This window comes from Paracoccus sp. AK26 (assembly GCF_011801365.1).
Taxonomy (GTDB): Bacteria; Pseudomonadota; Alphaproteobacteria; order Rhodobacterales; family Rhodobacteraceae; genus Paracoccus; species Paracoccus aerius.
This window is the reverse complement of sequence record NZ_CP041041.1, coordinates 1467901-1492691: the sequence shown is the minus strand read 5'-3', so window position 1 is coordinate 1492691 and position 24791 is coordinate 1467901. Positions and strand designations below refer to the sequence as shown.

40 protein-coding genes and 1 tRNA gene are annotated in these 24791 nt (G+C 63.2%); 25 read left to right on the top strand and 16 right to left on the bottom strand.

The features are described 5' to 3' along the window. Window positions 1-27: 27 nt before the first annotated feature. The 4 genes from fdxA to FIU66_RS07390 all read left to right on the top strand — a co-directional run bounded on the left by fdxA (window position 28) and on the right by FIU66_RS07390 (window position 1889). Window positions 28-366, top strand: coding sequence for a ferredoxin FdxA (fdxA, locus tag FIU66_RS07405; RefSeq protein ID WP_167622100.1), 339 nt, complete (start codon window positions 28-30; stop codon window positions 364-366). A 322-nt stretch (window positions 367-688) separates the two neighbouring features. Beyond that, entirely contained in the window at window positions 689-1198 is a 510-nt protein-coding gene (locus FIU66_RS07400; RefSeq protein WP_167622099.1) for a CarD family transcriptional regulator, read from the top strand. An 81-nt stretch (window positions 1199-1279) separates the two neighbouring features. Further along, the gene (locus FIU66_RS07395) at window positions 1280-1771 is read left to right on the top strand and encodes a GNAT family N-acetyltransferase (protein WP_370528906.1); all 492 of its coding nucleotides are present in this window, start codon (window positions 1280-1282) and stop codon (window positions 1769-1771) included. 41 nt (window positions 1772-1812) lie between these two features. Then, window positions 1813-1889 (top strand) — tRNA-Arg (locus FIU66_RS07390). Between the two features lie 27 nt (window positions 1890-1916). Here FIU66_RS07390 and FIU66_RS07385 read toward each other — a convergent pair. From FIU66_RS07385 to FIU66_RS07320, 14 genes are all read right to left on the bottom strand, one after another. Continuing rightward, entirely contained in the window at window positions 1917-3035 is a 1119-nt protein-coding gene (locus FIU66_RS07385) for a tyrosine-type recombinase/integrase (protein ID WP_167622098.1), read from the bottom strand. A 189-nt stretch (window positions 3036-3224) separates the two neighbouring features. Beyond that, window positions 3225-3806, bottom strand: coding sequence for an MT-A70 family methyltransferase (locus FIU66_RS07380; RefSeq protein ID WP_167622097.1), 582 nt, complete (start codon window positions 3804-3806; stop codon window positions 3225-3227). Further along, a complete protein-coding gene (locus FIU66_RS07375) occupies window positions 3803-4024 on the bottom strand; it encodes a hypothetical protein (protein ID WP_167622096.1) in 222 nt (73 codons plus the stop codon). Before FIU66_RS07375 ends, FIU66_RS07380 begins: the two co-directional genes overlap by 4 nt. After that, the gene (locus tag FIU66_RS07370) at window positions 4021-4674 is read right to left on the bottom strand and encodes a hypothetical protein (RefSeq protein ID WP_167622095.1); all 654 of its coding nucleotides are present in this window, start codon (window positions 4672-4674) and stop codon (window positions 4021-4023) included. The genes FIU66_RS07375 and FIU66_RS07370 overlap by 4 nt, the downstream gene beginning before the upstream one ends. Continuing rightward, window positions 4667-4930: a hypothetical protein gene (locus FIU66_RS07365; protein WP_167622094.1), complete on the bottom strand. Its 264-nt coding sequence runs from the start codon at window positions 4928-4930 to the stop codon at window positions 4667-4669. The genes FIU66_RS07370 and FIU66_RS07365 overlap by 8 nt, the downstream gene beginning before the upstream one ends. Next, the gene (locus FIU66_RS07360; RefSeq protein WP_167622093.1) at window positions 4930-5202 is read right to left on the bottom strand and encodes a hypothetical protein; all 273 of its coding nucleotides are present in this window, start codon (window positions 5200-5202) and stop codon (window positions 4930-4932) included. The genes FIU66_RS07365 and FIU66_RS07360 overlap by 1 nt, the downstream gene beginning before the upstream one ends. Next, on the bottom strand, window positions 5199-5561 hold the full coding sequence (locus FIU66_RS07355; RefSeq protein WP_167622092.1) for a hypothetical protein: 363 nt from the start codon (window positions 5559-5561) through the stop codon (window positions 5199-5201). Before FIU66_RS07355 ends, FIU66_RS07360 begins: the two co-directional genes overlap by 4 nt. Next, entirely contained in the window at window positions 5558-6433 is an 876-nt protein-coding gene (locus FIU66_RS07350; protein WP_167622091.1) for a DUF6551 family protein, read from the bottom strand. Before FIU66_RS07350 ends, FIU66_RS07355 begins: the two co-directional genes overlap by 4 nt. Beyond that, complete coding sequence (locus FIU66_RS07345) at window positions 6430-6714, bottom strand: hypothetical protein (protein ID WP_167622090.1); 285 nt, start codon at window positions 6712-6714, stop codon at window positions 6430-6432. Before FIU66_RS07345 ends, FIU66_RS07350 begins: the two co-directional genes overlap by 4 nt. Beyond that, window positions 6707-6985, bottom strand: coding sequence for a hypothetical protein (locus FIU66_RS07340; RefSeq protein ID WP_167622089.1), 279 nt, complete (start codon window positions 6983-6985; stop codon window positions 6707-6709). The genes FIU66_RS07345 and FIU66_RS07340 overlap by 8 nt, the downstream gene beginning before the upstream one ends. A gap of 23 nt (window positions 6986-7008) precedes the next feature. Further along, complete coding sequence (locus FIU66_RS07335) at window positions 7009-7242, bottom strand: hypothetical protein (RefSeq protein ID WP_167622088.1); 234 nt, start codon at window positions 7240-7242, stop codon at window positions 7009-7011. Further along, a complete protein-coding gene (locus FIU66_RS07330; protein ID WP_167622087.1) occupies window positions 7239-7508 on the bottom strand; it encodes a hypothetical protein in 270 nt (89 codons plus the stop codon). The genes FIU66_RS07335 and FIU66_RS07330 overlap by 4 nt, the downstream gene beginning before the upstream one ends. Continuing rightward, complete coding sequence (locus FIU66_RS07325) at window positions 7508-7708, bottom strand: hypothetical protein (RefSeq protein WP_167622086.1); 201 nt, start codon at window positions 7706-7708, stop codon at window positions 7508-7510. Before FIU66_RS07325 ends, FIU66_RS07330 begins: the two co-directional genes overlap by 1 nt. A gap of 229 nt (window positions 7709-7937) precedes the next feature. Next, window positions 7938-8273, bottom strand: coding sequence for a helix-turn-helix domain-containing protein (locus FIU66_RS07320; RefSeq protein ID WP_167622085.1), 336 nt, complete (start codon window positions 8271-8273; stop codon window positions 7938-7940). 94 nt (window positions 8274-8367) lie between these two features. On the opposite strand from FIU66_RS07320, the gene FIU66_RS07315 reads away from it, so the two are divergent. From FIU66_RS07315 to FIU66_RS07290, 6 genes are all read left to right on the top strand, one after another. Continuing rightward, on the top strand, window positions 8368-8619 hold the full coding sequence (locus FIU66_RS07315; protein ID WP_167622084.1) for a helix-turn-helix transcriptional regulator: 252 nt from the start codon (window positions 8368-8370) through the stop codon (window positions 8617-8619). A 46-nt stretch (window positions 8620-8665) separates the two neighbouring features. After that, a complete protein-coding gene (locus FIU66_RS07310; protein ID WP_167622083.1) occupies window positions 8666-8935 on the top strand; it encodes a hypothetical protein in 270 nt (89 codons plus the stop codon). 366 nt (window positions 8936-9301) lie between these two features. Further along, window positions 9302-9559, top strand: a complete 258-nt coding sequence (locus FIU66_RS07305) for a hypothetical protein (protein WP_167622082.1) — start codon at window positions 9302-9304, stop codon at window positions 9557-9559. 2 nt (window positions 9560-9561) lie between these two features. After that, window positions 9562-9771 carry a hypothetical protein gene (locus tag FIU66_RS07300; RefSeq protein WP_167622081.1) on the top strand — a complete coding sequence of 70 codons (210 nt, stop codon included), beginning with the start codon at window positions 9562-9564 and terminating at the stop codon, window positions 9769-9771. After that, window positions 9771-10931 (top strand): hypothetical protein, encoded by a 1161-nt coding sequence (locus FIU66_RS07295; RefSeq protein WP_167622080.1) that lies wholly within the window; start codon window positions 9771-9773, stop codon window positions 10929-10931. The genes FIU66_RS07300 and FIU66_RS07295 overlap by 1 nt, the downstream gene beginning before the upstream one ends. Further along, entirely contained in the window at window positions 10924-12753 is a 1830-nt protein-coding gene (locus FIU66_RS07290) for a phage/plasmid primase, P4 family (RefSeq protein ID WP_167622079.1), read from the top strand. Before FIU66_RS07295 ends, FIU66_RS07290 begins: the two co-directional genes overlap by 8 nt. Here FIU66_RS07290 and FIU66_RS07285 read toward each other — a convergent pair whose 3' ends face one another. Then, the gene (locus FIU66_RS07285) at window positions 12754-13365 is read right to left on the bottom strand and encodes a BRCT domain-containing protein (protein WP_167622078.1); all 612 of its coding nucleotides are present in this window, start codon (window positions 13363-13365) and stop codon (window positions 12754-12756) included. A 521-nt stretch (window positions 13366-13886) separates the two neighbouring features. Here FIU66_RS07285 and FIU66_RS07280 point away from each other — a divergent pair. From FIU66_RS07280 to FIU66_RS07225, 12 genes are all read left to right on the top strand, one after another. After that, window positions 13887-14606 (top strand): hypothetical protein, encoded by a 720-nt coding sequence (locus FIU66_RS07280; protein WP_167622077.1) that lies wholly within the window; start codon window positions 13887-13889, stop codon window positions 14604-14606. A 121-nt stretch (window positions 14607-14727) separates the two neighbouring features. Continuing rightward, window positions 14728-15066, top strand: coding sequence for an HNH endonuclease (locus FIU66_RS07275; protein ID WP_167622076.1), 339 nt, complete (start codon window positions 14728-14730; stop codon window positions 15064-15066). Further along, entirely contained in the window at window positions 15047-15295 is a 249-nt protein-coding gene (locus FIU66_RS07270) for a hypothetical protein (protein ID WP_167622075.1), read from the top strand. Before FIU66_RS07275 ends, FIU66_RS07270 begins: the two co-directional genes overlap by 20 nt. A 198-nt stretch (window positions 15296-15493) precedes the next feature. Next, entirely contained in the window at window positions 15494-15982 is a 489-nt protein-coding gene (locus FIU66_RS07265) for a hypothetical protein (RefSeq protein WP_167622074.1), read from the top strand. Further along, window positions 15982-17709 (top strand): terminase large subunit domain-containing protein, encoded by a 1728-nt coding sequence (locus tag FIU66_RS07260; RefSeq protein ID WP_167622073.1) that lies wholly within the window; start codon window positions 15982-15984, stop codon window positions 17707-17709. The genes FIU66_RS07265 and FIU66_RS07260 overlap by 1 nt, the downstream gene beginning before the upstream one ends. Then, window positions 17709-18974, top strand: a complete 1266-nt coding sequence (locus FIU66_RS07255; protein WP_167622072.1) for a phage portal protein — start codon at window positions 17709-17711, stop codon at window positions 18972-18974. Before FIU66_RS07260 ends, FIU66_RS07255 begins: the two co-directional genes overlap by 1 nt. Beyond that, window positions 18952-19815 (top strand): head maturation protease, ClpP-related, encoded by an 864-nt coding sequence (locus FIU66_RS07250; RefSeq protein WP_167622071.1) that lies wholly within the window; start codon window positions 18952-18954, stop codon window positions 19813-19815. Before FIU66_RS07255 ends, FIU66_RS07250 begins: the two co-directional genes overlap by 23 nt. A gap of 9 nt (window positions 19816-19824) precedes the next feature. Continuing rightward, window positions 19825-21069 carry a phage major capsid protein gene (locus tag FIU66_RS07245; protein ID WP_240544633.1) on the top strand — a complete coding sequence of 415 codons (1245 nt, stop codon included), beginning with the start codon at window positions 19825-19827 and terminating at the stop codon, window positions 21067-21069. Between the two features lie 59 nt (window positions 21070-21128). Further along, on the top strand, window positions 21129-21473 hold the full coding sequence (locus tag FIU66_RS07240) for a hypothetical protein (RefSeq protein WP_167622070.1): 345 nt from the start codon (window positions 21129-21131) through the stop codon (window positions 21471-21473). After that, window positions 21473-21991: a head-tail connector protein gene (locus tag FIU66_RS07235; protein WP_167622069.1), complete on the top strand. Its 519-nt coding sequence runs from the start codon at window positions 21473-21475 to the stop codon at window positions 21989-21991. The genes FIU66_RS07240 and FIU66_RS07235 overlap by 1 nt, the downstream gene beginning before the upstream one ends. Further along, window positions 21988-22317: a phage head closure protein gene (locus tag FIU66_RS07230; RefSeq protein ID WP_167622068.1), complete on the top strand. Its 330-nt coding sequence runs from the start codon at window positions 21988-21990 to the stop codon at window positions 22315-22317. Before FIU66_RS07235 ends, FIU66_RS07230 begins: the two co-directional genes overlap by 4 nt. Then, on the top strand, window positions 22314-22694 hold the full coding sequence (locus FIU66_RS07225) for a DUF3168 domain-containing protein (protein ID WP_167622067.1): 381 nt from the start codon (window positions 22314-22316) through the stop codon (window positions 22692-22694). Before FIU66_RS07230 ends, FIU66_RS07225 begins: the two co-directional genes overlap by 4 nt. An 8-nt stretch (window positions 22695-22702) precedes the next feature. Here the strand turns inward: FIU66_RS07225 and FIU66_RS07220 are convergent, their stop codons facing one another. Next, a complete protein-coding gene (locus tag FIU66_RS07220) occupies window positions 22703-23209 on the bottom strand; it encodes a hypothetical protein (RefSeq protein ID WP_167622066.1) in 507 nt (168 codons plus the stop codon). Window positions 23210-23231: 22 nt separating this feature from the next. Between FIU66_RS07220 and FIU66_RS07215 the strand changes: the two genes are divergently transcribed. The 3 genes from FIU66_RS07215 (at window position 23232) to FIU66_RS07205 (ending at window position 24730) form a co-directional block, all read left to right on the top strand. Then, window positions 23232-23678 (top strand): HK97 gp10 family phage protein, encoded by a 447-nt coding sequence (locus tag FIU66_RS07215; RefSeq protein WP_167622065.1) that lies wholly within the window; start codon window positions 23232-23234, stop codon window positions 23676-23678. A gap of 195 nt (window positions 23679-23873) precedes the next feature. Then, window positions 23874-24341: a hypothetical protein gene (locus FIU66_RS07210; protein ID WP_167622064.1), complete on the top strand. Its 468-nt coding sequence runs from the start codon at window positions 23874-23876 to the stop codon at window positions 24339-24341. Beyond that, on the top strand, window positions 24341-24730 hold the full coding sequence (locus FIU66_RS07205) for a gene transfer agent family protein (RefSeq protein ID WP_167622063.1): 390 nt from the start codon (window positions 24341-24343) through the stop codon (window positions 24728-24730). The genes FIU66_RS07210 and FIU66_RS07205 overlap by 1 nt, the downstream gene beginning before the upstream one ends. The last annotated feature ends 61 nt before the right edge of the window (window positions 24731-24791 follow it).

Here is a 24791-nt window from a genome sequence, read left to right as displayed (position 1 = left end):
TAGCGCCTGTCGAGAATGGAGCCTGCAATGACCTATGTCGTGACCGACAATTGCATCATGTGCAAATACACCGATTGCGTCGAGGTCTGTCCCGTGGATTGCTTTTACGAGGGCGAGAACACGCTGGTGATCCATCCCGACGAATGCATCGACTGCGGCGTCTGCGAACCCGAATGCCCTGCCGACGCGATCCGTCCCGATACCGAGCCGGCGATGGAGGAATGGGTCGAGTTCAATCGCAAATATTCCGAGATTTGGCCGGTCATCACCCAGAAGAAAGAGCCGCTGCCGACCGCCGCCGAGATGGACGGGGTGCCGGGCAAGCTGGACAAGTATTTCTCGGAAGCGCCGGGCGAGGGCGACTGATTGTCGCGATTCGCGGCCGCCGCACTCGTTGTGGCGGCTTGATGCGGCGTAACTGCTTGAAACGCAGATCATAGCACCCTTGCCACAGGTGCGACGAAAGTTCCCGACAGGATGCTTTTTTTAGCGTCTCATTTGTGTTATGTTCAGCAAACATTCGCATCTGATGGGAGTCAGAGGCCCAGAAGATGCGTCCCCCAGAATCTGCCGAACCTTGCCTTCTGCCAGGCCAGGACAAAACACATGAGTGATGACAGGCCGGAGGCGGCATTCGCTGCTTTCGGTTCTTTGTGTCCTTCTAAAGGCACTACCTAGAGGAAGCCAGATGTCCAAGACCAAGAAAAACGAATTCCGTCCTGACGATTTTGTTGTCTATCCGGCCCACGGCGTCGGCCGCATCGTGTCGATCGACGAGCAAGAGGTTGCTGGCCTGCGGCTGGAGATGTTCGTGATTTCCTTCGAGAAGGACAAGATGACCCTGCGGGTGCCGACCGCCCGTGCCTCGGAAATCGGGATGCGCAGCCTGTCCACGCCCGACCTGATCGACCGCGCCCTGGAGACGCTGAAGGGCAAGGCCCGCGTCAAGCGCGCGATGTGGTCGCGCCGCGCCCAGGAATATGACCAGAAGATCAACTCGGGCGACCTGATGTCCATCGCCGAGGTCGTGCGCGACCTGCACCGCAACGACGATCAGCGCGAACAGTCCTATTCGGAACGCCAGCTTTACGAAGCCGCCCTTGACCGGCTGACCCGCGAAGTCGCGGCCGTCAACGGCCTGGACGAAGGCGCTGCCCAGAAGCGGGTCGAGGAAGTGCTGCTGTCGCGCGCGGCGTGATTACAGTCACAGCGCATCAGGGGCGGCCGTCAAGGCCGCCCTTTTTCAATCGGTTGCCGGGTCGCGCGATCACAGGTAATCATGGTCCATCGTCAAGAGGCCACCGTGACCCGTACCCCCTCCTTTGCCATGGAATCCCCGCTGGCCGATGATCTGGCCTTGCTGTTTCACCGGCACACGGCGGACATGCAGGCGGACACTCCGCCCGAATCCATCCACATGATGCCGCGCGAGGACCTTGTTTCGCCCGACATCGACTTCTTCGTGCTGCGCCAGGACGGCGCGGCAGTAGGAATGGCCGCGCTGAAGCGCCTTGATCCGACGCATGGAGAACTCAAGTCCATGCATGTCCTGGCCGAGGCGCGGGGCAGCGGCCTGTCGCGCCTGATGCTTGACCGACTGATCGACCACGCGCGGCGGGTGGGCCTGTCGCGCCTGTCGCTGGAAACCGGCGCCCAGCCCAGCTTTGCCGCAGCCCGCGCGCTTTATTCCCGCGGCGGCTTTGCCGAATGCCCGCCCTTCGGCAGCTATCGGCTGGATCCCAACAGCGTCTTCATGACCCGCACGCTGTGACTTGCGCATCACCGCGCGATCCCGCAAAAGATCGCCCTGACGGTCCCGTAGCTCAACTGGATAGAGCAGCCGACTTCTAATCGGCAGGTTGAGGGTTCGATTCCTTCCGGGATCGCCAGTACTTCTGAAGACCATTGTTTTCGCTTCATTTTATTGCGGTTTCCAGTCCAGTTTCCAGACCGGTTTCCAATTCCTGTTCTTCATCCGGTCCCGAGAGGACCCGTCGCCGATCTGCGGCCTTTGCGTACCGCTGTACCTCGGACAGGGTTTCGTGTCCTGTCCACGCGGCGATCTGGTGCGTCGTCGCGCCTGCTTCAGCAAGTGATTCTGCTCGTGCCTTGCGGAGGCCGTGGGCGGACTTGCCATCCTGCACTCCGGCGGCTGCGGCCGCCTCGGCAAACCAACTGCTGAAAGCCTTATGTGACCGAGCAGCGCCGTAAAGTGTCACAAGCCAAGTCATATGCTTGGGCGCGGCAGCGATAGCTTCTTTAAGCATGTCCAGGTCTGTCTTCATGCCTCTGGCGAAGGCAGGAAGCGCGCGGTTGAACGGTACAGATACCTCGCCCCCTGTCTTCTTCTGCCGAAAGGTCAGCCAGCCTTCGCGGTCGACCATGCCGGGACCTAGCCGCACAACGTCCGATGCGCGGCAGCCGAACCAGTACAGGAGTTCCATCGCCAGCCGCTGCGGTGTGTCCAAGGGCCAATGCTGACGAAACTTCTCGATATCCGCTGCTGTCCAAGGGGTATGGCCATCGGACTTCTTGGTCGCCCGTTTATCGACGCCGGATGTAGGGTCGGTGCTGATTCGTCGCGTTGCTTTGGCCCACGCGCAGAACCCCCGCCAGACTTTCAGCCGGCTGTTTGCGGGATGCCCGGAAAGCTTCGCCAAGTCTGCCTCGATGTGAGTTTCACGAAGGTCGGCAAGCTTGGCGGCCCCCCATGTTTTCGCGATCTTGTCTATCTGACGGCGGCGCTGCTCTCGCGTGGCCTGCGCCAAGTCTAGGAATGCTGGGCATTGCTGATAGACCGACAGTGCTTCTGCAATGCTGCCAGGCGAGTGCTTCGGCCCCCCCTGAACGGGTTTCTTTGAGGCCATTGCTGCCGCATAAGCCATCAGAAACTCTGGCGTGTCTTTCGGTCCGTCGGGTAAGCGCACCATCTTGTGGCCTGGCACGGCAAGGTAATGAAGCCGTGTGCCGCTCGCCTTCGTGATCGTCTTGACGTGCTTAAGCTTCACCGCATTGCCTTTAAGATCGCGTCGCATGTGTTCGCCTCTGGCTCGTCGCCCTCTCGGGGAAGGCCCGAGGCATATTCGTCCAAAGCAAGCCGATCGTATAGACGCTTGCCATCCAGGATTGTCCTGGGGATCGGCAGGCTGCGCAGCTTCGTCTCGCTAACGCCAAGGTAGACCGCGGCCTGCGGAGTAGGCAGGAGGCGCGGTGCGTAAGAGATATCAACCCGTGCCATCGATGCTCCCAAACTTTTCAGCTTCGTTTCCCCAGTTCACCCAACCGGGGCGCTTCTGTCGGCTGAAGACCTCGATCCGCCGGGCGTCGGGCATCAGCTGCTCGGCCGCGGCGAAGGCTTCCTCAGGCTTGCGGCTGTGCTCGCGGATCCGGCCCATGATGACGGACCTGGTGCTCTTCGTGGTCTTCGGTGTGCCCCGGGTGGCGATCAAGAAGGGCTCGCCGGCGCAGCGCAGGATGTAGCCCGTGCCGAAGTTGAGCTTGTCGTTCTTCGTCGTCTTCACCCAGTGGCCAGCCGTCTTGAATTGGAAGCCCCAGGCATCGATGATCTTGAAGGCATCGCGCAGCAGCGGGTTGGTCGCCCATAGCCACAGCACCGCATCATCGGCCGCAAGGGCAGAGACGGGCAGGGCCGCGATCTCATCGAGCGTCATGCAGGCGTACTGGGCCTGGGGTGCCTTCTCTTCGCCCTTCTCCGACCTCAGCTGATAGAGCCATGGCGGATCGGCCATGATCATGTCGAAGCCGCCGAACGGACGGAGGGCAATGAACTGCTGCAGCGGGGTCATGGCAGCAGGGCCTCGATCTCGCGGGCCATCTGGTTCAGGTCGTAGCCGGTCCGTTGATCGCGACCTGGTCGCGTAAGCACCCAGACATGCATCGGCTCGCCAGATCGGAAGCTTTCGACCGACATCTCAGGACCTCGATCGAGTACCTTTTCCAGAGCTTCCTCAATCATCTGGACGCGCTGGAGCTGCGAAGCTTCAGCAAAGCTGAGCTGGCTCATGCTGCCTCCAACTGATCGATGTTAATCTTCTGGACCGAGAATGAGACCGCACAGACCCAAGGGTTGGTGCCCCAGCCGAAGCCGCGCGATTTGTTCAGGCCGTCCCACAGGTCGCGGAACCAGCCGTGTGCCTCCATGCCAGCCAGTTCCTCGTCGGTCTGGCAGGGGCATCCCTCCGCCCGCGCATCATCCTCGCTGATGTCCTGCAACCGCTGCACGCGCACATCGGTCACGGTCAGCGTCAGGCGGCTGGCCCAGCGGGGCATGTGGATTGAGGGGCGCCAGCGTTGCCGCTCCGGGTCCACCGCATCGGCGCGGTAGTAAGCGTGGATGCGCAGATCGGGGCAGGCGTGAATGTCGTCGGCCTCGTCGCCTACCTTTGCCCAGGTTTCACGAACCCAAAGGCGGTCGCCGGGGGCATATCCTGGTGACATGCAATAGCCGGTCTGCGTGTGCCAGATCGCTGCGCGTTCCGGGACCGGAGTGCCGTCCTTCAAGCACACGCCGGGACCGCCAATCGTGGTCGCTTCCCATTCCCCGCGCAGGGTCTTTTGCTTCGGCAGCTTCAACACCCGCCGCGTCTGCGTCTTGCGGCCTTCGAGGATGGCGCGGACCATCGGCCCGCTGAACAGGATGGGGCGGTCAGCCATGGCGCGCCTCGCTGGCGTGCCGCTCGCACCAAGCTTTGGCCTGTCGCTTGCTGTCATGTTCCGACACCACGCGACGATCCATCACGACCCAGACCTCGGGCACGTTCGGCTCGTCGATGATGCTGTAGGGCCCGGCCTGCAATTCGGCGCTGCTGGTGCGGGTCCAAGTGAGGGTGCGCTTGCGGCGCAGGCGGCCGAGGGTGGCGGCGAGGATGCTGGCAATCAGGCCACTGAGCAGCGTGGGGTGGTTAGCCATCAGTGCTGCCTCGCGATAGTGGGCAGGACGTCCTGCTGTTTGCTCCACCGATCCAGCTGCATCCTCATGACCTGGCTCGCGAAGTCCTTGTCTACGTTGCTGGCATGGAAGGTGCCGTTTCCGTCCCAGGTGAGCAGAATGAAGGGCAGGCACTGCCCCGTCGCCTCTTCGGTGAGATCGTCGATCAACGGCGCAAGGGTGCAAAGCAGCTCCTGCAGCTTGAGGCGTTCGTCATTCGTAAGAATGGGAAGGTCGTTCGCCGACTTGCTCATGTCGATTTCCCTTCTGATTTGTTGTTGCCAAGGCGGCGGGCGATGACTGCGACGGCCAAAGCACCTCCCAGGAGCGCTCCGGTGGCGGGCAACGGAACGGCCGCGACCGCCGGAACCTCGGATAAGGTCATAGGGCTTGCACCCGCCTCAGCGGGGCAGGTCCCCGTGAGAAACAGGCTGCGGAGCGGGTGACTGGCGCAATCGGCGACGGGCATCTTTCCGGCCAAGGGCGAGTCGAAGACCGCGCACGCGGCGCCAGTGTCGCCGATCACTCGAAAGCCCGTGCCCGCCACCCAGCAGGCCTCGTCTACGGTGCAGGGCATCTGCGGCACCTGGGGGATGGTGGCGGCCGGGATCATGCCGGTGCACTTCCCAGCTTGGAATTGCGCAAGCCCTTGTCATAGGCGCGGATCAGCATGGTTGCCGCGTGCGAGTTCATGGCCCCGCCGCTGATCTTCCTGAGCTGCCGTGCCGACTCGGCCAGTGGGTCGAAGTCGGTTTCCTCGATCACCCGCGCGAGGCGATCGATGTCACCGCCCGCTTTCACAACGCGCTCGGTGACCTCGGCCACAGCCTGGATGTTCAGACTGGACAGGGCTTCAGGATTGTCCTCCTGACCATCCAAAAGAATTTCCAGCGACGTAAACACGATGCCTCGACCGTGCGCCTTGATCAGCTTGTAGAGTGCCGAGATCGATCGGGTCTGGCGCGGCCGCAGTGGCGTGCCGGGCACGATGTCGGTGCTGATATCCAGCTCACGCAGGATGTCGGCCAGTTCCACTGCCTGGGGATCGCCCGCCGCGACCTTGGCCCGAAACTTGTCCACCGGCGTCACAGTGGTTCTGACATCGTTAATCCCGACAAATGCGTCGGCTTCGGCTGCGCCCGATGCATCAGCCAGCGAGACCAGGGCAGGGACATGGTTGATGCCGATCGCGGCCGCTGCGATTGCTCGATGCTGCCCATCAATGACCGCAAGCTTGCCGTCATGATGGGAAACGCTAATCGCGCCGAACTTCAGCCAGGAGAAATCCGAGATGATCCGAGCCACTGTGCTGCGGCCTTTGGCGCTAAGGGCGCGCTGATAGAGCCGGTCGATCACGAGAGACTCGACCGGCACCAGCCGATACTCGACGACAGTATCTGCAGGGTGAATGATCCGGCCTTCGGGGTGCTGCTTGCGCAGCCAAGCATCCACAAGATCGGAAACAGGGCGGAGGGATTTGGTCACTGCTCAATCCTCCGCTCGGCAGCGGCGATCCAGTTCCGGAATGCGCCATGCAGGCCGCCGGTGCTGGACGACCGGATCTTCTTCATGGTGATCGAGTTCGCGTCGGACCGTTCGCGCACCAGGGCGCCGTAGGTCTCGGTCAGGTACTCGCCCAGCTTCTGCGCGGCGGCACGGTGGACACGGTGCTGGTCCATCACGTCTTCGCCGCTGCGGCTATCGATCTTCGGCAGCTGGTTCAGACGCTCGCGCAGATCGTCGATGATGATGCGGAGGTCACCCATAGACCACCCACAGGATGGCGAACGAGCCAAGGATCGCGACGGCCAAGCCGACGACAGCCGCCCAACAGGCAGGCGCCAGCTGCTGCCATGGCTCAGGATCGTCGTTGAGGGCGACGGCCAGATCAATCGGCAGAGGCTTATCTTCGGAACCCTCGATTGGAACGGAGGTCCGATGCCTGTCCGGACTTGGAACGGAGGCCCAATGGCTGTCCGGCCCTGGAACGGACGTCCGGTGCGTGTCGTGGTCGGACGGGCGATAGCTGCGCGTCATGGCGGTCAAATCCTTTTGAAGGGTCAGTGCAGCCGGCCGTGATCCTCGGATTCGACGGCTGCGACAGCTTGGGGGGTGATGAGGAAGCAGGCGCCGGCCCGGCACATTGCCAGGGGCCGGCGCCCGGAAACTGTGACGGTGATGACCTGCCCGCTGCGCAGGTGCGCGGTTGCAGCGTCGACCTGATCGCCCGTCATTCGACGCCACAAGCCGGTGATGTCGCGGGTGTCATGCGTGATGTCGATCGGCGGGATCATGCAGCCAGATCCTCGATGCCATAGTGGCGGGCGCCGCCGAGGCGGTCCAGCTGGGCGTCGATGTCCGCAGTCAGCAGCGGCGTCTCTCGATCGCGGTCAGATGTGGCCCGCATCCTGCGCAGCCAGTCCTTGAGTTGCGCGACGCGGCGAACCCGGTCTGCATCCTCGCCCAGGCTTTCAGCGATCTCCGCCACCGTGCGGGCCCAGCCATGCAGGCGGCAGTCACCCCAGATGCGGTAGGCCAAGGCCATCGTGGCGGGGCGCATCAGCGCGGCCCTCCGCTGGAGTTGGCCGGGCGGTGGCGCTGCGTGACCTGGAGGCCATGGCGGCTGGCGACGATCGCCCAGGCGAGGCGGCGGATCGAGACCGGCGCGCGGGCAGCGATGTCAGGGGTGGAAACAAGGGCGATGGCATCGGTCAGGGCCGCATGCGCATCGGGAAGCGAGACGGTGAGGGTGGGGCGCATAGCGCGGGGCTCCATCGGGTTGCGATGGGCCAAATATGCTTGCAGGGTATATACGCGTCAAGTATAAATATGCTTGACGCGTATGTGGCTGTCCAAAGGAACAGGTGCTGCGACAGAGGTCTTACCCGCCAAGGGTTGTCACACAGGCAAATGTTCGCCTAATGTTCTATTGAAGCCTGAGGAGTGAAAATGCCAGAGAGAGACGTAGCCGAGTTCGCTCAGATCGTTGCTAGTCTGCCTGACCGCGACTTCGATCGTCTTCTTGATCAGCTGCTTTCGCTTCGGACTGAATCAGGCGAGCCATCTCAAGCCATCCCTCGCGACGCCCAGAGGGCAGCGTGCGGAAGGCGTCGATAAGCATTTGTTCGGCCTCGGCTCGCTCGTCTGAAAACAGAGCAGCGAGAGGGACGTTCAGTGCATCAGCGATGGTGCGGAATAGCGAAAGGGGCGGCCCCTCGTCGCCTTTTTCAATACGTGAGATGTGAGGCTGGGTAACGCCCACCATCTCAGCCAGGTCGTTCTGCCTGAGGCCTCTGACCTTCCGGATTTGCGCAATGTTGTTCATGAAATGATAGTGCTTCTTAAGCGAAGTTCTGTCGAATAAGCGCCGGGCATATTTATTCTTGACCCGTATATACCTGACACGTATATATCTAGCCATGATGACCCTTCGCTCCTACCTCGACGACACAAATACGCGGCAGGAAGATTTTGCCGCAGAAATCGGTGTGACGCAGGCGACCATCTCTCGCCTCGTCAGGGGTCTCGCGACCCCGAGCATCGAACTGGCTGCTCGAATCAAGCGGGCGACCAGCGGGGCCGTGGACTTCGAGACCTGGGTCACCATGCCTCAAGCGGCCATTTCGACCAGCAACCCCAACCAAGAGTGTACTCATGACAATCCCTCTTAAAACCGCGCCTCTGACGCGGCATAGCGGTAGGCCCGCGCAAATGTCCTTGACCCCTCCACCTGGCGGCCGGGGCCGCAGTTCCGCTGCGATGCGCCGCGCCCATGCGCGGCGCCCGGATCGCGAGGACTTCCTGCGCCGGTGGTCGATGCTGATGATTGCCAGCTTCCGGACCGCCGAGGACTGCGCGGAGCATTTCAGCGTGACGCTGCCCTGCGCCTGCAACTGGCGCGAAGGGATGCATCGCCCGTCCGGTGACCATGTCGATTTCGCGCAGGCCAGCCTGCCGGAGTACGAGCGGATCATGCGGGGCGGCTGATGGCACACGGGTCTCAGGTTGCCCGGGGCGGGGGTACATGGTCGGGGCGCAGCACCTGGCCTCAACCCGCTGCGATTGGGGCCCGCCTCGGGCGGGACCGTACATCCCTGATCGCGGAACCTGCGGCTGGCCCGGCCGAGAGCCGTCTTGGGGCGGCGGGGCACCTATCTTTGCCGTGTGGGACATTGCCTGTCCGCCGGTAACTGGCGGGGCGGCAATGTCCGCCGTCCCGCCCTTTTTATTCCGCATCCGCCTGTCCCGACACGGGCGGTCGTGCAGGGCGCCTCTCCTCCCTCTGGGCGCCCTGCACATCACGAACAAGGGATCGTTTCCATGGCACATGACAGACGAAAGCAGGCGGCCCTGATGATCGCCCTCGGCCTTGCCATGAAGTCCAAACTGGGAGAGCCGGATCCGGAAGTTCTGGGTCATACGGTGATTGCTGTCGGGGAGACCTTTGCGGCCGACGACCCCATGCAGATTGCCGTCAAGCACTTCGCCGACACCTTCCCGCTGGCCCGCCGCAACCCCTCGATCCTTCAGAAGGCGGGCGAACAGCTGTTCATGGCCGTCATCCGTGCTTGCTGGCCCATGCCGACCGGCCGCGCCGATATCGAAGGCTGATCATGGTTGCGATCGAAGAACAGAAGCCGTTGCCGACCGTTCGGATCGAGGAAGGATTCGCCGTGATCCGCGTCCCGCTCTCCGAAGTTCACGGGTTGCGCGTCTGCCTGGCAGACTGCCCCTGCCGCGCCACCAAATCCACAGCCACACAGGATATACGACGCCGCCTCTCGAAGGCCTTGGGCCTGCTGCAGCAGAAGGCCCGCCTCTGATGCGCGAGGCCGATCCCCGCATTGCTGACGCACACCGCATCCCCATGGCCAGTCTGGTCGATCGCCTGCAGATCGGCGGTCTGGTGCGCACCAGCGGTGAACTCGTCGGCCCTTGCCCCGGCGCCGGCTGCGGTGGGACAGACCGGTTCGGCATCAACCTGCAGAAGCAGATCTTCAATTGCCGGGTCTGCGGTGCGAAGGGCGACCAGATCGCCCTGGTGCAGCTGGTGTTGGGCATGGACTTTCCGGCTGCACTCGAATGGCTGGTCGGACCGGCCCAGCAGCTGACGCCGGAGCAGCGCGCGGCGGCCCGGCGCCGTGAGGAAGAGAACAAGCGCAAGCGCGAAGCAGACGCCGATCGGCACCGTCTCGAGGCGATCAAGCGGGCCCGGGCGATTTGGGACGCATCGCAGCCTTCGGATGATACCGTTGTCGTTGATTACCTGACGCTTCGCAGGTTGCCGCCCCGGGCCGGTATTCCTATGCCCTCCTGGTGCCGGTTCGAGCCTTCCGCGCGCCTGGTCGTGCCGCTGCCCAACCGACAGAACGAATTCCAGACGGTGCACGAGGGTCCGGCGATGCTGTCGGCGATCCATGGTCCAGACGGCCAACTTACCGGTGTGCATCGCACCTGGATCGACCTGTCGCAGCGCAAGGGCAGGCCCGTCATCCGCCACCCGTTCAAAGATGGGGAAACGGTTTCCACCAAGAAGGTTTATGGCTCAAAAAAGGGTGGGGCGATCCACCTCTTCACCCCGCGCGGCGCCGACACCATGGTCATGGGCGAAGGGATCGAATCCACTCTGTCCGCCCTTCGGGGCGCGCCCATGTCCGGCACGGCGTATTGGGCCGGCGTAGACTTGGGCAACATGGCCGGTCAGCGCCAATTGGGGCGGGGTCAGCGCTATGCCGGCATCCCCGATATGACGGACAAGGATGCCTTCGTGCCGCCCGCATGGGTGCGGCACCTGATCTTCATCCAAGACGGGGACAGCGAACCTCGGTTGACCCGCGCCAAGCTGCTTGCCGGCTTGCGCCGGGCCATGGCGCTGCGCCCCGGCCTGAAAGCCAGCATCGTCCACCCCGGCGAGGGGAAGGACATGAATGATCTGCTGATGGGCGCCGCCCTCGGCACGGAAAGCGTATCGGCCAATGACTGATGGAATTGAAGAGATCCGGGCCATCATGGCCGAGCCGGAAAGCATCGATCTGCCGGACGGGATGGACGTGCCTGCAGATGATGGCAGCGATCCCGGTCCGCAGCCTGACGATCGCGGCCCGGATGACGGATCCCCCGCACCCCCTGATGCCGAGGGCGACGATCTGCCCCGCGAATGCGCCAGCCTGCCGCTGAACGACTTCGGCAACGGGCAGCGGTTCGTTCGGCACTTCGGCGATGATGTGATCTACGTGCCGCGTGTGGGCTGGTTCGTCTGGTCCGGTCAGCGGTGGGAGCAGGATCCGGACGAGATCGAGGTACGCCGCCACGCCCAGCAGCTGGGCGGGCTGATCGAGAAGGAGATCCCGCATCTCGCCCTCGACGAATGGCAGAACCTGCTTCTGGCGGAAGCGCCCCAGGTCCGCGTCCGGTTGCGCGAGGTCGAAGACCTGATCGACGCCGGCGGCGAGGGGGTCGAGGAAGCCCGGGCCGAACGCGACAAGCTCGAATCCAAGCTGCACCAGATTGAGGCGACGAAGCGGCTGCTGTCGTCAAAGAAGGGCGAGCATCGCAAGTTCGCCAAGTCGTCGGGCAACAGCGGCAAGATCGACGCGGCCATGAAGGAATCAACGGTCGATCTGTCCCGCAAGCTCGAGCTGCTTGACGCGGCCGTTCTGGACGTGAACTGCGAAAGCGGCGTTCTGCGGTTTACCGTGTCAGGCGGGCCGGGCGAGGGCTACAGCCGCATGGCCGAGGTCGAACACCTGGACCATGCCCGCGACCAGCTGATGACCAAGATGATGCCGGTGCGCTATGAGCCGGATGCCGAGCGCCACCTCTTTGAAAAAACCCTTAACCGGATCATGCCGGACCCGGAGATGCGGGGCTTCCTGAAGCGGTGGTTCGGGCTTTCGATGACAGCCCTGACCGGCGAACAGAAGCTGTGCTTCTTCCACGGCGGCGGCGGCAACGGGAAGTCGCTTCTGGTGGACCTGATCGCCCGCATCATGGGCGACTATGCCAGCACGGCCAAGATCGAGTCGCTGACCGGGCGAAACCGGCGCGGCGGCGGCGATGCCACCCCTGACCTCATCCCGCTTGTCGGTGCCCGCTTCGTGCGCGCCTCTGAGCCCGAGGAGGGCGAGAAGCTGCAGGAAGGGCTGATCAAGGAACTGACCGGCGGCGAGCCGATCCTGGTGCGCGCGCTCAACAAGGACTTCTTCGAGATCAAGCCGCATTTCAAGCTTACGATCAGCGGCAACCACAAGCCTGACATCCGCGGCCTCGATGACGGCATCTGGCGGCGGGTGCTGCTGGTTCCCTTCGATGTCCAGATCCCGAAGGCCGAACGCGATCCCGCCCTTGGCGAGAAGCTGTGGGCGGAACGGTCGGGCATCTTCAACTGGCTGATCGAGGGGCTGCTGGATTACCTCGAGGGCGGCTTGCGCGAGCCCTTAGCCGTCCTGGACGCCACCCGCGAGTATCGGGAGCAATCCGATCCGATCGGGCTGTTCCTGGACAGCGCCTGCGTCGTGACGGGCGAGTCAACCGACAGCCTGCCCACGAAGGACCTGGTGCTGGCTTTCAACTTCTGGATGGACCAGAGAGGCGAGGGCCAGTGGAAGGACCGCACCATCAGCCTGCGGCTGAAGGACAAGTCCCGCACCTGGCGAAGTGCCGTCACGGGGAAAGGATTCACCGATCGCAAGTCGAGCGGGATCATGCGCTATGACGGCATCCGCTTCAGCGACGTCTTCTATCGCGACCTGCCAATCGACGCGACCTCGGGCCGGGTGAACTGGAAGGGCGCTCGGAATGGCTGATCAGCCTAGATGGCGACGCCAATGTTGCTCGGAAACGATGCGGATCGGAAGCCCCGCATCACGCCATTCGACTGCCTGCATGATCTTGTTGCCGAAAGACGAATGCTTCCATGACTCAGTCGCATATTCGCCTATGACAAGATACCCAGTCTTTTGCGTCAGCGATCCGCAGATAGCTCCCAAGGCTGATGCCGCCGCCTCGCATTCCTTGCGGGTTCCAAAGGTGAAGGTGCCAGTAAAGCATAGGCGCTTGCCCGCATGTTCCATAGTTGGAAGCGGATCGCACAGCGGAAGAGTCGAAGATTTCAGCACCTCGCCAAGTTCGAAGTCATTAAGAGTCAGGGCCTGCATAGTTGAAACGAGATCTGCACGTTCCTCGGCATCAATCACTCCATCCGCCAGCGCAGCATCCAATCGGGCCACCAGCCGAGAAACCAGAGGATTGGCCCTTGCGCTGTCGTTGGCGGCAAGCCAGCGGTGCAGGAAATTGATCTCGTCGTCGTTCAGAGATCCATCAGCCAGAAGACCGCGCGCGAGGCCCATAAGCTCATGGACCTGTTTCTCTCCCATCCGCTGGCCTAGAAACTGGCCAGATCGTGCTGCGTCGGACATGATTCCCTCCCTTTTATCCAAACGTCCTGCAGCGTTACGCAAGCAGGCTTGGAGTCAATCTACGACAGTATCGGCCGAGGAAATTGTCCGGTCCTCGAGGGAGGATGCCTGCCGCTGCTACTGGCCAGCCTTATACCGTGCCCTTGAGGATCCCCGCACCCCTCTCTCGCTTGCTGCGATCAGGGAGGATCATCGTCCCTACGGGGAGGTTGGGGATGATATGGGGTGCGGGGGCCGGTCTTGAAAAATCACGGGGTTAGGGGGCGGATGGGGAGTATAGGGAGCATGGGGAGCATAAATGCCGACCTCCGCACATGCGCGCGCGCGTCAGTAGGGGGTCAGGGGGAAAGCCTCTCATGTGCGGTGGTTGGGAATTATCATCCCTATCCTCCCTAACCATCTCAACTCTCTGATCTTTCTCCCTTTATCTTCCCTAACCATCCTCCCTCTAACCTCCCTTTATCTCTGCCATCCTCCCTATGGTCCCTGAACTGAAACGTAAGAAAACAACGGATAGAATAATGAAAGAACAGGGCCACAAGATGTTGATTTCTGCCAAGCAGTTTGAAAAGACCGAGGCCCTTCGTTTGCATGCGATCAAAGCTGCAGCGGCTATCCCGGAAGAATGCGGTCCTGACATTGCCCCTTCTCCTGCCAGGGGCGGCTTTGTCCTGCAGCGCAACATCGAACTTCTGCCGGTTGGGACGGACAAGGTTGAGGCCGTCCATCGGGGTTTCGGTGGCCGCGCCGCTATCCGGCGGGCGGATGTGTTCGACGCCATGATCGCCGCCGCTCTGCGTGCCAAGCGGCCTGTGCCCCTGACGCCGGGCCAGATCGCGGTCGGCCGGCGTTATCATGACCTTGTCGAGCTGCTGACCGCAGACGGCACAAAGCTGTCCAGCCTTCAGTCGTCGTTCGGCGGCGGGGCGGGGCGCGACTGGATGGATCGGCGCATAGAATTCTCTGCCGAGCTGGAAGGCATGCGCCGCCGCATTGGCATCGGCCCGGCGATCGTGCTCCGTCGTGTCCGGCCATCGCAGCGCCACCGTCATCTGCAGCCCGGCGAACGCGCCCCGCACATCTTCACGCGGCGCGATCTGGTCGATGCTGTGTGTCTCAAGGGCAAGACCATCAAGCAGGCGCTCGTGCTGTTCGATTGGCAGGACAATGGGCGCAACAGCAAGGCCGCACTGGAGGCTCTCAGCGGGACGCTGGATGCCATGATCGGTTATCGGGGTTAGAAAAAGTTCTTGACGCCTTAGGGCGCTCTGTGAGAACAGAATCACTATTATCCGGAATTGCGCCCGCAGGGATCAGATGCCCTCGCGGGCGCTTCCTATCTCAGGACATCGCATGGCACGGATGAAGCAGCTCGCACCGCGCGGGCGGCAACTGAAGCCGCGCGGCCAGTCTGGTCTTGGGCCGGGTAGGGCGCGGGATCGTGTTGATACCTGGCGCGCCTGGTACAAGACGGCAGAGTGGCGGGCGATCCGATGGGAAGCCCTGGTCTCGGCCTACTTCACCTGCGTCCGGTGCGGGCTGGTCTATGACAGCGCGAACCTGGTCGGGGACCACAAGCGCCCGCACCGTGGAAACCGTGAGCTATTCTTCGACCGGACTAACGTCCAGTGCATGTGCGCCGACTGCCACAACCGGCACAAGCAGCGAGAGGAGAGGGCCAATGCTTATCGCGGCGATTGAGGGTGTGACCCGCATCATCGGCAAGTCGCAGGGCTATCTGGGCCTGCCGTTGCGCGACGAGGTGATGAACTGTGCCGTCACAGGCGAGGGCACCCCGGCCATGGTGTCGGCATGGCAGCCGACGCCGGACGAACTAGCCCGCCTCAACGCGGGCGCCTCGGTGCATCTGCGGGTGATCGGTACCCAGCACCCGCCTGTGATGCTCGAAGTCGGGCAGCCGCCCGCCTGATCCCGCGGGTCGGGCGCGGCACCCCCGAAAATCCAGCGGTTCACCTCGATCCGGCCTCGAAATCGACGCGGATCGGCCTGAAATGCCCGAAAACCGGGCAGATCGGCCCCTCGGACCCCGGAAAGGGGGGGTGGGTCGAAAGTCAGAGGGCCTGTCCGGCCCGGACCCGCGTCCCCCTCAGTCGGAGATTTTTTTCCTGTGGATCACGAAAATTCCCCGGCCGGACAGGAGGTTGACCTGTTCGGCCAGCCGCTGTCGCCGATGCGGGATCGTCGCGGCCGCAAGTCGTTCAAGAAAGACAAGGAAAACCAAGCGTTTGTGTCGCGCCGTGCGGCTGACGGCTGGACGCACGAGATGATCGCTGAGGATATGGGGATCGATCCGAAGACGTTGCGCAAGCATTTTTCCCGTGAGCTGTCTTCGGGCCGGGTCTTCATGGTCGGCGAGATGCTGGACATCCTGCACCGTCGCGCCCGTGAGGGGCACGTGCCTTCGGTCAAGGTCCTTCTCGATCGCTACGAGGACACCGCGCCGACGGCGCCGCGCAATCGTGGCGCGGTCGAGGAGGACGACGACGACCCTGCGCAGGACGCTCCGCTCGGCAAGAAAGAGCAGGCCGTCCTGGAGGCGCAGAAGGTGCCCGACAATTACGGCGACATCTTCAGCCGGTTGAAGGGCCGACACTGATGCCGCTCGACGGCGTGTCCTTTGCCTGCCCGGACTGGGCCGACAAGCTGCGCCAGGGACAGACGCCTATCCCGGCTCTACCGCTTGATGATGTGGTCGCGAATGCGGCTGTCGATCTGTTCAACCTGCTGCGGGTGCCGGACATCCCGGGCCAGCCGACAATGGCGGAGGCAGGGGGCGACTGGATCCGGGATATCGTGCGGGCCGCCTTCGGCTCGATCGACCCGGTAACTGGCAAGCGCTTCGTGGGTGAGATCTTCAACCTCATCCCGAAGAAGAACTCAAAGACGACCAATGCGGCGGCCCTGGGGCTGATTGCGCTCCTGATGAATTGCCGCCCGAACATCGATGGCGTGATCATCGGGCCGACGCAGGAAGTGGCCGAGAAGTGCTTTGCGCAGGCGGCCGGTATGATCGATGCCGATCCCTACCTGCGCAAACGCTTCAAGGTCATCGAGCACAAGAAGACTATCCTCGACCTGCACAAGGACGAGGAGACCGGCGTTCGCATGAACGCCAAGCTGAAGATCAAGAGCTTCGACCCGAAGGTTGTGACCGGCTCCATCCCGGCCTTCGCGATCATTGACGAGCTGCACCTGATGGCCGAGATGAACCACGCCTCTCGCGTGATCGGGCAGATCAGGGGCGGGATGATCACTAATGATGAAAGCCTGCTGATCATCATCACCACGCAGTCGGAGATCGCGCCGGCCGGCGTGTTCAAGGCCGAGCTGCAGTATGCCCGCGGGGTGCGGGACGGCTCGATCACCAACGGCGTGCGCATGCTGCCGATCCTCTACGAGTTCCCGGAGGAGATGCAGCGGTCCGAGGCCAAGGTCTGGCGTGATCCGAAGGTCTGGCCGATGGTCCTGCCCAATCTCGGGCGGTCGGTGACTATCGACCGCCTGGTGCAGGACTACCAGGGCGCGGTTGAAAAGGGGATCGAAGAGGAAATCCGCTGGGCCTCCCAGCACCTCAACATCGAGATCGGGCTGGGGCTGCATGCCAACCGGTGGCCTGGGGCAGATCACTGGACGAAATGCGGCGACAGGACGCTGACGCTGGACGCTCTGATCGAGCGGTCCGAGGTCTGCGTCGTCGGGGTGGACGGCGGCGGCCTGGATGACCTCTTCGGCTTGGCCGTAATCGGCCGAGAGCGCGAGACGCGAAAGTGGCTTCACTGGGCGCACGTCTGGGCCTTCGACGAGGTCTTCGAGCAGCGCAAGGACATCGCGCCGCGCCTGCTGGACTTCGAGAAGGCGGGCGATCTGACACGCTGCAAGGCTGTGGGAGACGATGTCGCCGGCGCCGTTGCGATCATCGAGCGGCTTGAGGAGGCGAGCCTGCTGCCCACGGAGAGCCCAGCAATCGGGTTGGACGCTGCCGGCATCGACGAACTGCTGGACGGCCTCGATCTCGCGGGCTTCGACGAGAGCCGCTGGATCAGCATCGGGCAGGGCTGGAAGCTGCAGCAGGCAGTCGTGAGCCTGCCCCGCCGGCTTAAGGACGGCAGGATGGCGCACGGAGCCAGCGAAATGATGGCGTGGAACGTCGGCAACGCCAAAACAGAGCTCAAGGGAAGCATATACGTCGTGACAAAGCAGGTAGCCGGAAGCGCGAAGATCGACGCCCTGATGGCGACCTTCAACGCCTCGATGTTGATGTCGGGCAATCCTGAAGCCCAAGGCCCGTCCGTCTATGAGACGCGCGGGATCAGGATGGTGTGATGGGTATCCTTGGCTGGCTAGGCTTTTCGGGTCGGGATGCCGGCACCGGTGCGGTTCCGGTTGCGCAGCCGCAGGCTCTGGATCAGGGTCAACTCTTCGACGGCATCAGCGATCCCTACCTGCTGCAATTCCTGCGCGACGGAGGCGTGACGCAGAGCGGGGCCTCAGTCACGCCCGACTCGGCGTTGAAGAACACGGCGGTCTTCCGGTGCGTGTCGCTGATCTCGTACTCGATCGCCATGCTGCCGCTGCACCTGCACCGGGACGGACAGCAGCTGGAGAAGGCGACGGACCACCCGCTGTTCCGGGTGCTGCACCGCAAGCCGAATGACTGGCAGACAGCGTTCGAGTTTCGGCAGCTGATGCAGACCTGGGCGTTGACCGAGGGCGATGCCTTCGCGGCCAAGGTGCGTCGGGGCGACCAGGTGATTGGCCTCCTGCCGATGGATCCACGCCGAACGGTGGTCGAGCAGCGGGATGATCTGTCGGTCGTTTACAAGTTCACGCCCAAGAACGGTGGGCAACGGACACTGCCTGCCCGCGACGTGTTCCACCTGCGGGGGTTCACGACCGACGGGCTGCGCGGCCGGTCCCTGCTGAAACAGGCAGCCGAAGCGATCGGCTTGGCGTTGCAGATCGAGCGCGCCGCCGCCCGCCTGTTCCGAAACGGCATGATCGTCGGTGGCGAACTGCGGATGGCGCAGGGCAAGAAGCTCTCGCAGGAAGCCTATGAGCGGCTGAAGGCCAGCATGGAAGAGCGGGAGGGTGCCGCAAACGCCCACCGGTGGCTGATCACCGAGGAGGGAATGGAAGCCCATCCCTTCTCGCAGACTGCCCAAGGCAGCCAGCACCACGAGATGCGTGGCCACCAGGTAGAGGAAGTGGCGCGGGTCTTCGGTGTGCCGCGTCCGCTGCTGATGGTCGACGACACGTCCTGGGGTTCCGGCATCGACGTCCTGGGCCAGATGTTCGTCCGGTACGGTCTCAATCCTTGGTTCGAGGCCTGGGAGCAGGCGATCTGGCGCTGCCTGCTCAGCGACCGCGAACAGGACGAGTATTACGCCAAGTTCAATGCGGCGGCCCTCTTGCGGGGCAGCATGAAGGACCAGGCCGAGTTCTTCGCCAAGGGCCTGTCGGTCAACAACCAGCAGCCCTGGCTGCACCAGGACGAGGTTCGCGGCTGGATGGACCTCGCGCCGCGCGATGACCTGCCAAAGCCGATCGGAAAAGGGAACGAGAAAGATGAGCCTGCGCGAACTGCCTGAAATCCGGGCTTTCCATAGGGTCGAAGCGCTCGGCTTCGAACTGCCCTCGGAGGCCGTCCAGTCGTTTGATCCGTCCTTGGTGTCGGCGGAAGACGATGCCGACGCGGTCATCACGATCTACGGCTATATCGGCATCGATCCGATGACGGCCGTCGATAACACGGAACGCCGGATCGGCGGCGCACTGCGCGCGATCGGCCGGCGGGACGTAACGGTCAACCTGAACTCGCCCGGCGGTAACTTCTTCAACGGGCTGGCGATCTACAACCAGCTGCGCCTGCACCCGGCCAAGGTGACCGTCAACATCGTCGGCATGGCTGGCTCGGCTGCTTCGGTCATTGCCATGGCGGGCGACGAGATCCTGATGGGGGACGGCACCTCGATCATGGTGCACAACGCCTCGGCGATCGTCATCGGCAACAAGTTCGACACCCAAGAGGTCGGAGAGATCCTGGCGGAGATCGATGACGCGATGGCGGAGATCTACGCCGCCCGGGCCAAGGTCGAGAAGAAGGTGGCAGCGGACTGGATGGACCGGCACCGCGGCAACGGCACGTCCTTCTATCCCACCACGGCGATTGCCAAGGGTCTGGCGGACGGCAAGCTCGATCCGGCCAAGGTCAAGAACAGGGTCTCGGCCGACGGCCAGAAGCCCGTTGCTGCTGAGCGCGTCATCGAGCGCGCCCTGATGGCTGCCGCAGGAAAGTCCGCCACCGAGGCGAAGGCCCTGATTGCGGAAATGAAGACCGGCAAGCGCGACGCTGCCGGAAACATCATGCGCGATGCTGATGACGATTGGACCGCCCTCGCGCGGTCGCTCACCGAAACGCTCAAGCGGTAGGAGACACCTATGGGCATGATGAAGTTGAATATGTTGGCATCGAGCGCCCCCCTTCTTGCGGTGCGCGCCGATGGCGCCACCGATCCGAAGACGATCCTCGCGGACCTGCAGCGGACCTTCGAGGCGTTCAAGACCGAGCACACCGAGGAACTGAAAGCCCTCAAGAAGGGTCAGGAGGATGTGGTCAAGGCCGAGAAGGTCGAGCGCATCAACGCGGCCCTGGGTGATCTGCAGAAGGCGGTGGACGCGCAGGCCGCGCAGATGACGGCCCTTCAGCTGGGCGGGCCGGGCGTGACCGGGCCGGTAGATGCCGAGTACACTGAGGCCTTCAGCGCGCATTTCCGCAAGGGCGATGTCCAGGCCGCGCTGAACAAGGGCACCGCCGAGGAAGGCGGTTATCTGGCGCCTGTGGAATGGGACCGCACGATCACCGGCAAGCTGGTCGAAATCTCGCCCATGCGCCAGATCGCCTCGACCCAGACCATATCGACCGCCGGGTTCAAGAAGGTCTTCAACAACCGTGGCATGGGCTCCGGCTGGGTCGGCGAGACGGCAGCCCGCCCGCAGACCAACACCCCGGACTTCGGCGTGGTCAACTACGTACCGGGCGAGATTTATGCCAACCCGGCGGCCACGCAGCAGATGCTGGACGACTCCGCCGTCGATCTGGAAGCGTGGATCGGCAACGAGGTCGAGAACGAGTTTGCCTACCAGGAAGGTCTGGCCTTCGTGGCGGGCAACGGCGTCAACAAGCCCACCGGCTTCCTGACCCATGCCGAAGGCGCGGCCAATGCAGCGGCCCATCCGTTCGGGGCGATCCCGACAATCACCGCAGCGTCGGCAACGGAAGTCACCGGCGATGAGCTGATCGACCTGGTCTACAGCCTGCCCGGCTCACTGGCCCAGAACGCCCGCTTCACGCTGAACCGCACATCGCTCGCGCGCGTGCGCAAGCTGAAGGACGGCGAGGGCAACTACCTGTGGCAGCCATCCTTCAGCGCCGGTCAACCGCAGACCCTGCTGGCCTATCCGGTCACCGAAATGGCTGCCATGCCGAACGTCGCGGCGGGGGCCTATCCGATCGCGTTCGGCGACTTCAAGCGCGGCTACCTGATCGTTGACCGCACGGGTGTCCGCGTCCTGCGCGATCCGTTCACCAACAAGCCCTACGTGCACTTCTATACCACGAAGCGCGTCGGCGGCGGTCTGCTCGATCCGCAGGCTCTGCGCACCCTGCGCATGGCTGCGGCCTGATCTATCCTTGGCCTCCCTTGGGGGCCTTGGTTCATCCCTGAAACAGAGGAGCCGTCACCATGGCAAAGAAAAAGGACGAAGCGGCTAAGGCCGCTGCTGCCCCGGCAACCGGGACCAAGGCAGCGGGCGCGACTGCTGGTGAAGCCGCTGCATCCGCCCAGGGCGTGGCTGATCCTGCGCCCGCGACCGAACTGGATCAGCCGTCGGGCGCGATCATCGAGCCGGAGCTCACCAGTGCCGTTGATGTCTCGCATGAGAGCGTCGACGCCAATCCCCGTGGCGGCACGACCAGCGAGCAGAACGCGATCGACTGGAACGACGCCAAGCGCCGCCGACCGGGAGATGCGGATTTTGCGGGTCAGGGCCTCGACGAAACCGTCTATGGCAAAGGGGCAAAAGCCTGATGAGCTGGGTTCTTGTCACGCCGCCTGCAGGCCAGCTGATTGAGCTGAATGAGGCCAAGCAGCAATGCCGCGTGGACGGTGACGACGAGAACCCTGTCCTGCAGCGCGCGATCGATGCCGCAATGTCCTGGTTGGATGGATATCGTGGGGTCCTCGGGCGCTGCATCCTGACCCAATCCTGGCGCCGGACCATCCACGGCGGCGCGGGGACGGTGCGCTTCCCATTCCCAGATGTGTCCAGCATCTCGGCCGAGTTCGCCGACGAAGCGGGCGGGGATGCCACTTATGTCGTTCGTGACACCGACCGAATTGAGTTTCGCAGCGTGCAGGGCCGGCCGGTCAACGTGACGATCACCGCCGGGTTCGGCAACGTGTCGGACGTCCCTCCCGCCATCAAACAGGCCGCGCTGATGCTGGTCGATTTCTATTACAACAACCGAGGTGGCGTCTCCGACGGGCGGGGCGTGCCGCCAGAGGTGGACGCGATGATCTCGCCGTTTCGGGTGTGGCGCGTATGAAAACCGCCCGCCTGCGCGACCGCATCACGATCCAGGAGCCCATCCAGTTGAAGGACGCCAACGGCAAGATCGTGCAGCGCTATGATACGCGAGGCACGGTCTGGGCCGACATCCAGCACCGCCCGGGCAGCGAGCCCTTCCAGCAGGCCCGCATGGAAGCCAAGGACCCGGCAACCATCGCGGTCCGCGCCTCCAAGCTGACCCAACGCATGACGTCGGAATGGCGGGTCGAGACGGCGGATCGTGTCTTCGAGATCAAGGGCAATCCTTGGATGACCGATGACAGGGCGTTCGTAGTCTTTCAGGCCGAGGGGCGGCGGAAATGAGCGGCGGCGAGATCCTGCGCCAGATGATCATTGCGCGCGTCGACGATCAGGTGCCGGCCTTCGAGGGCCGCGTCTATGACCAGGCCTTGGACAGTACGCCCTATCCCTATGCCACACTTGGCGCGTCCTATGGGACGCCTGACTTGTCGCAGGACATCCGGGTGCGTGCCAGGACGGTGCAGATCGACATCTGGACCGACAGCGACAAAGGCACCTGCGAGGCCCTGACCGATGCTGTCTGGGAGGCGCTCGATGGCTGGCACGACACGACCCGGCTGAAGATGCCGCCGCTGCATGTGTCGCTGGCCCGCGTGATGGATGATCCGCACGGCTCGTTTCACGGCATCGTCCAGGTCGAGGGGCGGGTCGAAGATTAAGGTGAGGATCAGTCCGGGAGGCCAATCTCCCAGAAGACGTCCAGGCAGACCTTGTTCGTTATAGTTTCGTCTGGCTGGCGGGCGTAAAGATTGGTGCATGCTTCCTGCAGCCGGGACGCTACGGCCTCTCGGCGTCCGGCTTGCGCGGCTTCAGCTTTATCGCGGAGATCGTCGAGGAGGCGATTTTGCTCGGCTTCTGCCTCCAAGGCTGCTTTGCGTTCTTCAGCTTCAATGAGATCCTTCTCCGCCTGTTCCTCGCGGTCGGAAGGGGATAGGAAGCGCCGGCTCTGTGGATGATAGGTGTAGGCCTCGCCAGTAAAACGGGTCAGGCATTCAATGCCTGCAACCGCATCCTCCCGATTGTACCCTCTGGTCTGGCCTATCAAGCTTTTAGCCATCCGCTCGGCTGTGGCGATATCGCCAGCCTTGTAAGCCTCTGCACACCATTTCGGGAACGATGCGGCAGCGGGGAATGGCAACAAGCTCAGGCCCAATACGTATAGAACACTCTTCATCCAATAATCCTTGGTGACAGCGATGGCCCAGCTTAACCCGCGCATCGTCGCCAAGCTAAAGCAAATTCCGGATGTTGCGGTCAACGCGGCCCGGCAGGCAATGGAAGAGGGTGCCGAGGAGGTCTGCGAATACATCCGCAACCTGGTGCGCGCCACCTTCACCACGGACAGCGGGGACATGCTCCGCTCGATCGGCTGGACCTGGGGCGACCTACCGCCCGGTACCTTCATGATCGACGAGATCCGGAGCGGGCAGAACCAGGGCGAGCAGTACGCAACCCTGCGGATCAGGATTTATGCCGGCGCGGGCGACGGCTTCTATTTCCGGTTCCACGAATTCGGAACCGAACACGGCCTGCCGGCCCGTCCGACCTTCTACCCGGCCTGGAAAGCCAAGCGGGCCGAGTTCCGCAAGAAGATCCGGGACAGAGTTCGCGCTGCAATCAGAGAGGCTTGGAGGAATGGCTAAGGCTATCGTCCATCGAGTTCACGATGCAACCGATACCACCAAAGGGGTCTCGATCCGGCTTTGGCCCGACTCAAAGCCTCAGTGTCGCCCGGAGTGGGTCATTGCCAGTGCCGAAAAGGCCGGCGCCGCCACCCGGGTCGCAAGGAAGCAATCCACCTCGGCCACGGCCGACACCAGCAAGAAGGACGTCTAAACATGGCTGACGAACAGCTTCCCGAGCTGCACTACCGCGGCGATATCATTGTGATGGCCGCACTCGATCCGGAGGCGCCGACTGACTATACGAATTTCTGTGGGGCGACCTCGATCGACCTGTCGATCAATAACGCCATGTCGGAAACGACCGTCGCGCCCTGCAACGACTGGACGCTGCCGCCGCAGGTGGTTCGGGAATACGGGGCGCAGTCGGTCAGCGCGACCATCAATGCCCAGGTGGCCAAGGGCAACCGCGACAAGATCCTTCGCTGGGCCCGGGATCAGCGCAAGATCCCGCTGCGCTTCCACTTCGTCGGCGCCGAGGCGGGCGAGGTCGAATACATCGACGGGATCGCCATGCTGCCAACGCACAACATCACCGGCATCGGCAACACTGATCGCCAGCCGGTGCTGCAGTCGCTGTCGATCCAGTTCCAGAAGGGTGTCCAGTTCACGGACAAGACCTGATGGAAGCGCGTCTTATCATGTGGCCGGGCGGGGAGCATCCTTTCCGCCTCGGCATCGAGCAGCTGCGCACGCTGCAGCAGCGCACCGACTGCGGGGCGGAACACCTGGCCAACAGGATTGCTGCTGGACAGTGGATGGTGGACGATCTGCGCGAGGTTTTCCGCTGCGGCCTGATCGGTGGCGGTATGGGCAAGGTTGAGGCGGTCCAACTCGTTGATCGTGTTCTTGAAGACGGCGTCTTCATCCGCTTCAAGGCTCCCGCGCTCGAGATCCTGGGCGACTGCCTCTATGGGCCGGCGGATGATCCCGTGGGGGAGCCCATGCCGGTGAAGCCGACACCGGGGACCGAACAAACGGCAAGTGGAAGTTCAGCACCTACTACGGACTAGGGGCTGTGATGGGGTTCTCGCCTGCCCAAGTGGGCGAGATGACCCCGTGGGAATTCATGGC

Bases quoted from the DNA above. Each gene is read 5' to 3' on its own strand.
- FIU66_RS07300 (WP_167622081.1), top strand. From the start codon at position 9,562: ATGGTTGCGATCGAAGAACAGAAGCCGTTGCCGACCGTTCGGATCGAG.
- FIU66_RS07375 (WP_167622096.1), bottom strand. From the start codon at position 4,024: ATGAGCCAGCTCAGCTTTGCTGAAGCTTCGCAGCTCCAGCGCGTCCAG.
- FIU66_RS07280 (WP_167622077.1), top strand. From the start codon at position 13,887: ATGAAAGAACAGGGCCACAAGATGTTGATTTCTGCCAAGCAGTTTGAA.
- FIU66_RS07295 (WP_167622080.1), top strand. From the start codon at position 9,771: ATGCGCGAGGCCGATCCCCGCATTGCTGACGCACACCGCATCCCCATG.
- fdxA (WP_167622100.1), top strand. From the start codon at position 28: ATGACCTATGTCGTGACCGACAATTGCATCATGTGCAAATACACCGAT.
- FIU66_RS07270 (WP_167622075.1), top strand. From the start codon at position 15,047: ATGCTTATCGCGGCGATTGAGGGTGTGACCCGCATCATCGGCAAGTCG.
- FIU66_RS07215 (WP_167622065.1), top strand. From the start codon at position 23,232: ATGGCCCAGCTTAACCCGCGCATCGTCGCCAAGCTAAAGCAAATTCCG.
- FIU66_RS07320 (WP_167622085.1), bottom strand. From the start codon at position 8,273: ATGAACAACATTGCGCAAATCCGGAAGGTCAGAGGCCTCAGGCAGAAC.
- FIU66_RS07285 (WP_167622078.1), bottom strand. From the start codon at position 13,365: ATGTCCGACGCAGCACGATCTGGCCAGTTTCTAGGCCAGCGGATGGGA.
- FIU66_RS07240 (WP_167622070.1), top strand. From the start codon at position 21,129: ATGGCAAAGAAAAAGGACGAAGCGGCTAAGGCCGCTGCTGCCCCGGCA.
- FIU66_RS07210 (WP_167622064.1), top strand. From the start codon at position 23,874: ATGGCTGACGAACAGCTTCCCGAGCTGCACTACCGCGGCGATATCATT.
- FIU66_RS07360 (WP_167622093.1), bottom strand. From the start codon at position 5,202: ATGAGCAAGTCGGCGAACGACCTTCCCATTCTTACGAATGACGAACGC.
- FIU66_RS07330 (WP_167622087.1), bottom strand. From the start codon at position 7,508: ATGCGCCCCGCCACGATGGCCTTGGCCTACCGCATCTGGGGTGACTGC.
- FIU66_RS07230 (WP_167622068.1), top strand. From the start codon at position 21,988: ATGAAAACCGCCCGCCTGCGCGACCGCATCACGATCCAGGAGCCCATC.
- FIU66_RS07365 (WP_167622094.1), bottom strand. From the start codon at position 4,930: ATGGCTAACCACCCCACGCTGCTCAGTGGCCTGATTGCCAGCATCCTC.
- FIU66_RS07250 (WP_167622071.1), top strand. From the start codon at position 18,952: ATGAGCCTGCGCGAACTGCCTGAAATCCGGGCTTTCCATAGGGTCGAA.
- FIU66_RS07335 (WP_167622088.1), bottom strand. From the start codon at position 7,242: ATGATCCCGCCGATCGACATCACGCATGACACCCGCGACATCACCGGC.
- FIU66_RS07325 (WP_167622086.1), bottom strand. From the start codon at position 7,708: ATGCGCCCCACCCTCACCGTCTCGCTTCCCGATGCGCATGCGGCCCTG.
- FIU66_RS07385 (WP_167622098.1), bottom strand. From the start codon at position 3,035: ATGCGACGCGATCTTAAAGGCAATGCGGTGAAGCTTAAGCACGTCAAG.
- FIU66_RS07260 (WP_167622073.1), top strand. From the start codon at position 15,982: ATGCCGCTCGACGGCGTGTCCTTTGCCTGCCCGGACTGGGCCGACAAG.
- FIU66_RS07315 (WP_167622084.1), top strand. From the start codon at position 8,368: ATGATGACCCTTCGCTCCTACCTCGACGACACAAATACGCGGCAGGAA.
- FIU66_RS07380 (WP_167622097.1), bottom strand. From the start codon at position 3,806: ATGACCCCGCTGCAGCAGTTCATTGCCCTCCGTCCGTTCGGCGGCTTC.
- FIU66_RS07205 (WP_167622063.1), top strand. From the start codon at position 24,341: ATGGAAGCGCGTCTTATCATGTGGCCGGGCGGGGAGCATCCTTTCCGC.
- FIU66_RS07220 (WP_167622066.1), bottom strand. From the start codon at position 23,209: ATGAAGAGTGTTCTATACGTATTGGGCCTGAGCTTGTTGCCATTCCCC.
- FIU66_RS07235 (WP_167622069.1), top strand. From the start codon at position 21,473: ATGAGCTGGGTTCTTGTCACGCCGCCTGCAGGCCAGCTGATTGAGCTG.
- FIU66_RS07340 (WP_167622089.1), bottom strand. From the start codon at position 6,985: ATGACGCGCAGCTATCGCCCGTCCGACCACGACACGCACCGGACGTCC.
- FIU66_RS07305 (WP_167622082.1), top strand. From the start codon at position 9,302: ATGATCGCCCTCGGCCTTGCCATGAAGTCCAAACTGGGAGAGCCGGAT.
- FIU66_RS07225 (WP_167622067.1), top strand. From the start codon at position 22,314: ATGAGCGGCGGCGAGATCCTGCGCCAGATGATCATTGCGCGCGTCGAC.
- FIU66_RS07395 (WP_370528906.1), top strand. From the start codon at position 1,280: ATGGTCCATCGTCAAGAGGCCACCGTGACCCGTACCCCCTCCTTTGCC.
- FIU66_RS07290 (WP_167622079.1), top strand. From the start codon at position 10,924: ATGACTGATGGAATTGAAGAGATCCGGGCCATCATGGCCGAGCCGGAA.
- FIU66_RS07400 (WP_167622099.1), top strand. From the start codon at position 689: ATGTCCAAGACCAAGAAAAACGAATTCCGTCCTGACGATTTTGTTGTC.
- FIU66_RS07370 (WP_167622095.1), bottom strand. From the start codon at position 4,674: ATGGCTGACCGCCCCATCCTGTTCAGCGGGCCGATGGTCCGCGCCATC.
- FIU66_RS07245 (WP_240544633.1), top strand. From the start codon at position 19,825: ATGGGCATGATGAAGTTGAATATGTTGGCATCGAGCGCCCCCCTTCTT.
- FIU66_RS07345 (WP_167622090.1), bottom strand. From the start codon at position 6,714: ATGGGTGACCTCCGCATCATCATCGACGATCTGCGCGAGCGTCTGAAC.
- FIU66_RS07275 (WP_167622076.1), top strand. From the start codon at position 14,728: ATGAAGCAGCTCGCACCGCGCGGGCGGCAACTGAAGCCGCGCGGCCAG.
- FIU66_RS07355 (WP_167622092.1), bottom strand. From the start codon at position 5,561: ATGATCCCGGCCGCCACCATCCCCCAGGTGCCGCAGATGCCCTGCACC.
- FIU66_RS07255 (WP_167622072.1), top strand. From the start codon at position 17,709: ATGGGTATCCTTGGCTGGCTAGGCTTTTCGGGTCGGGATGCCGGCACC.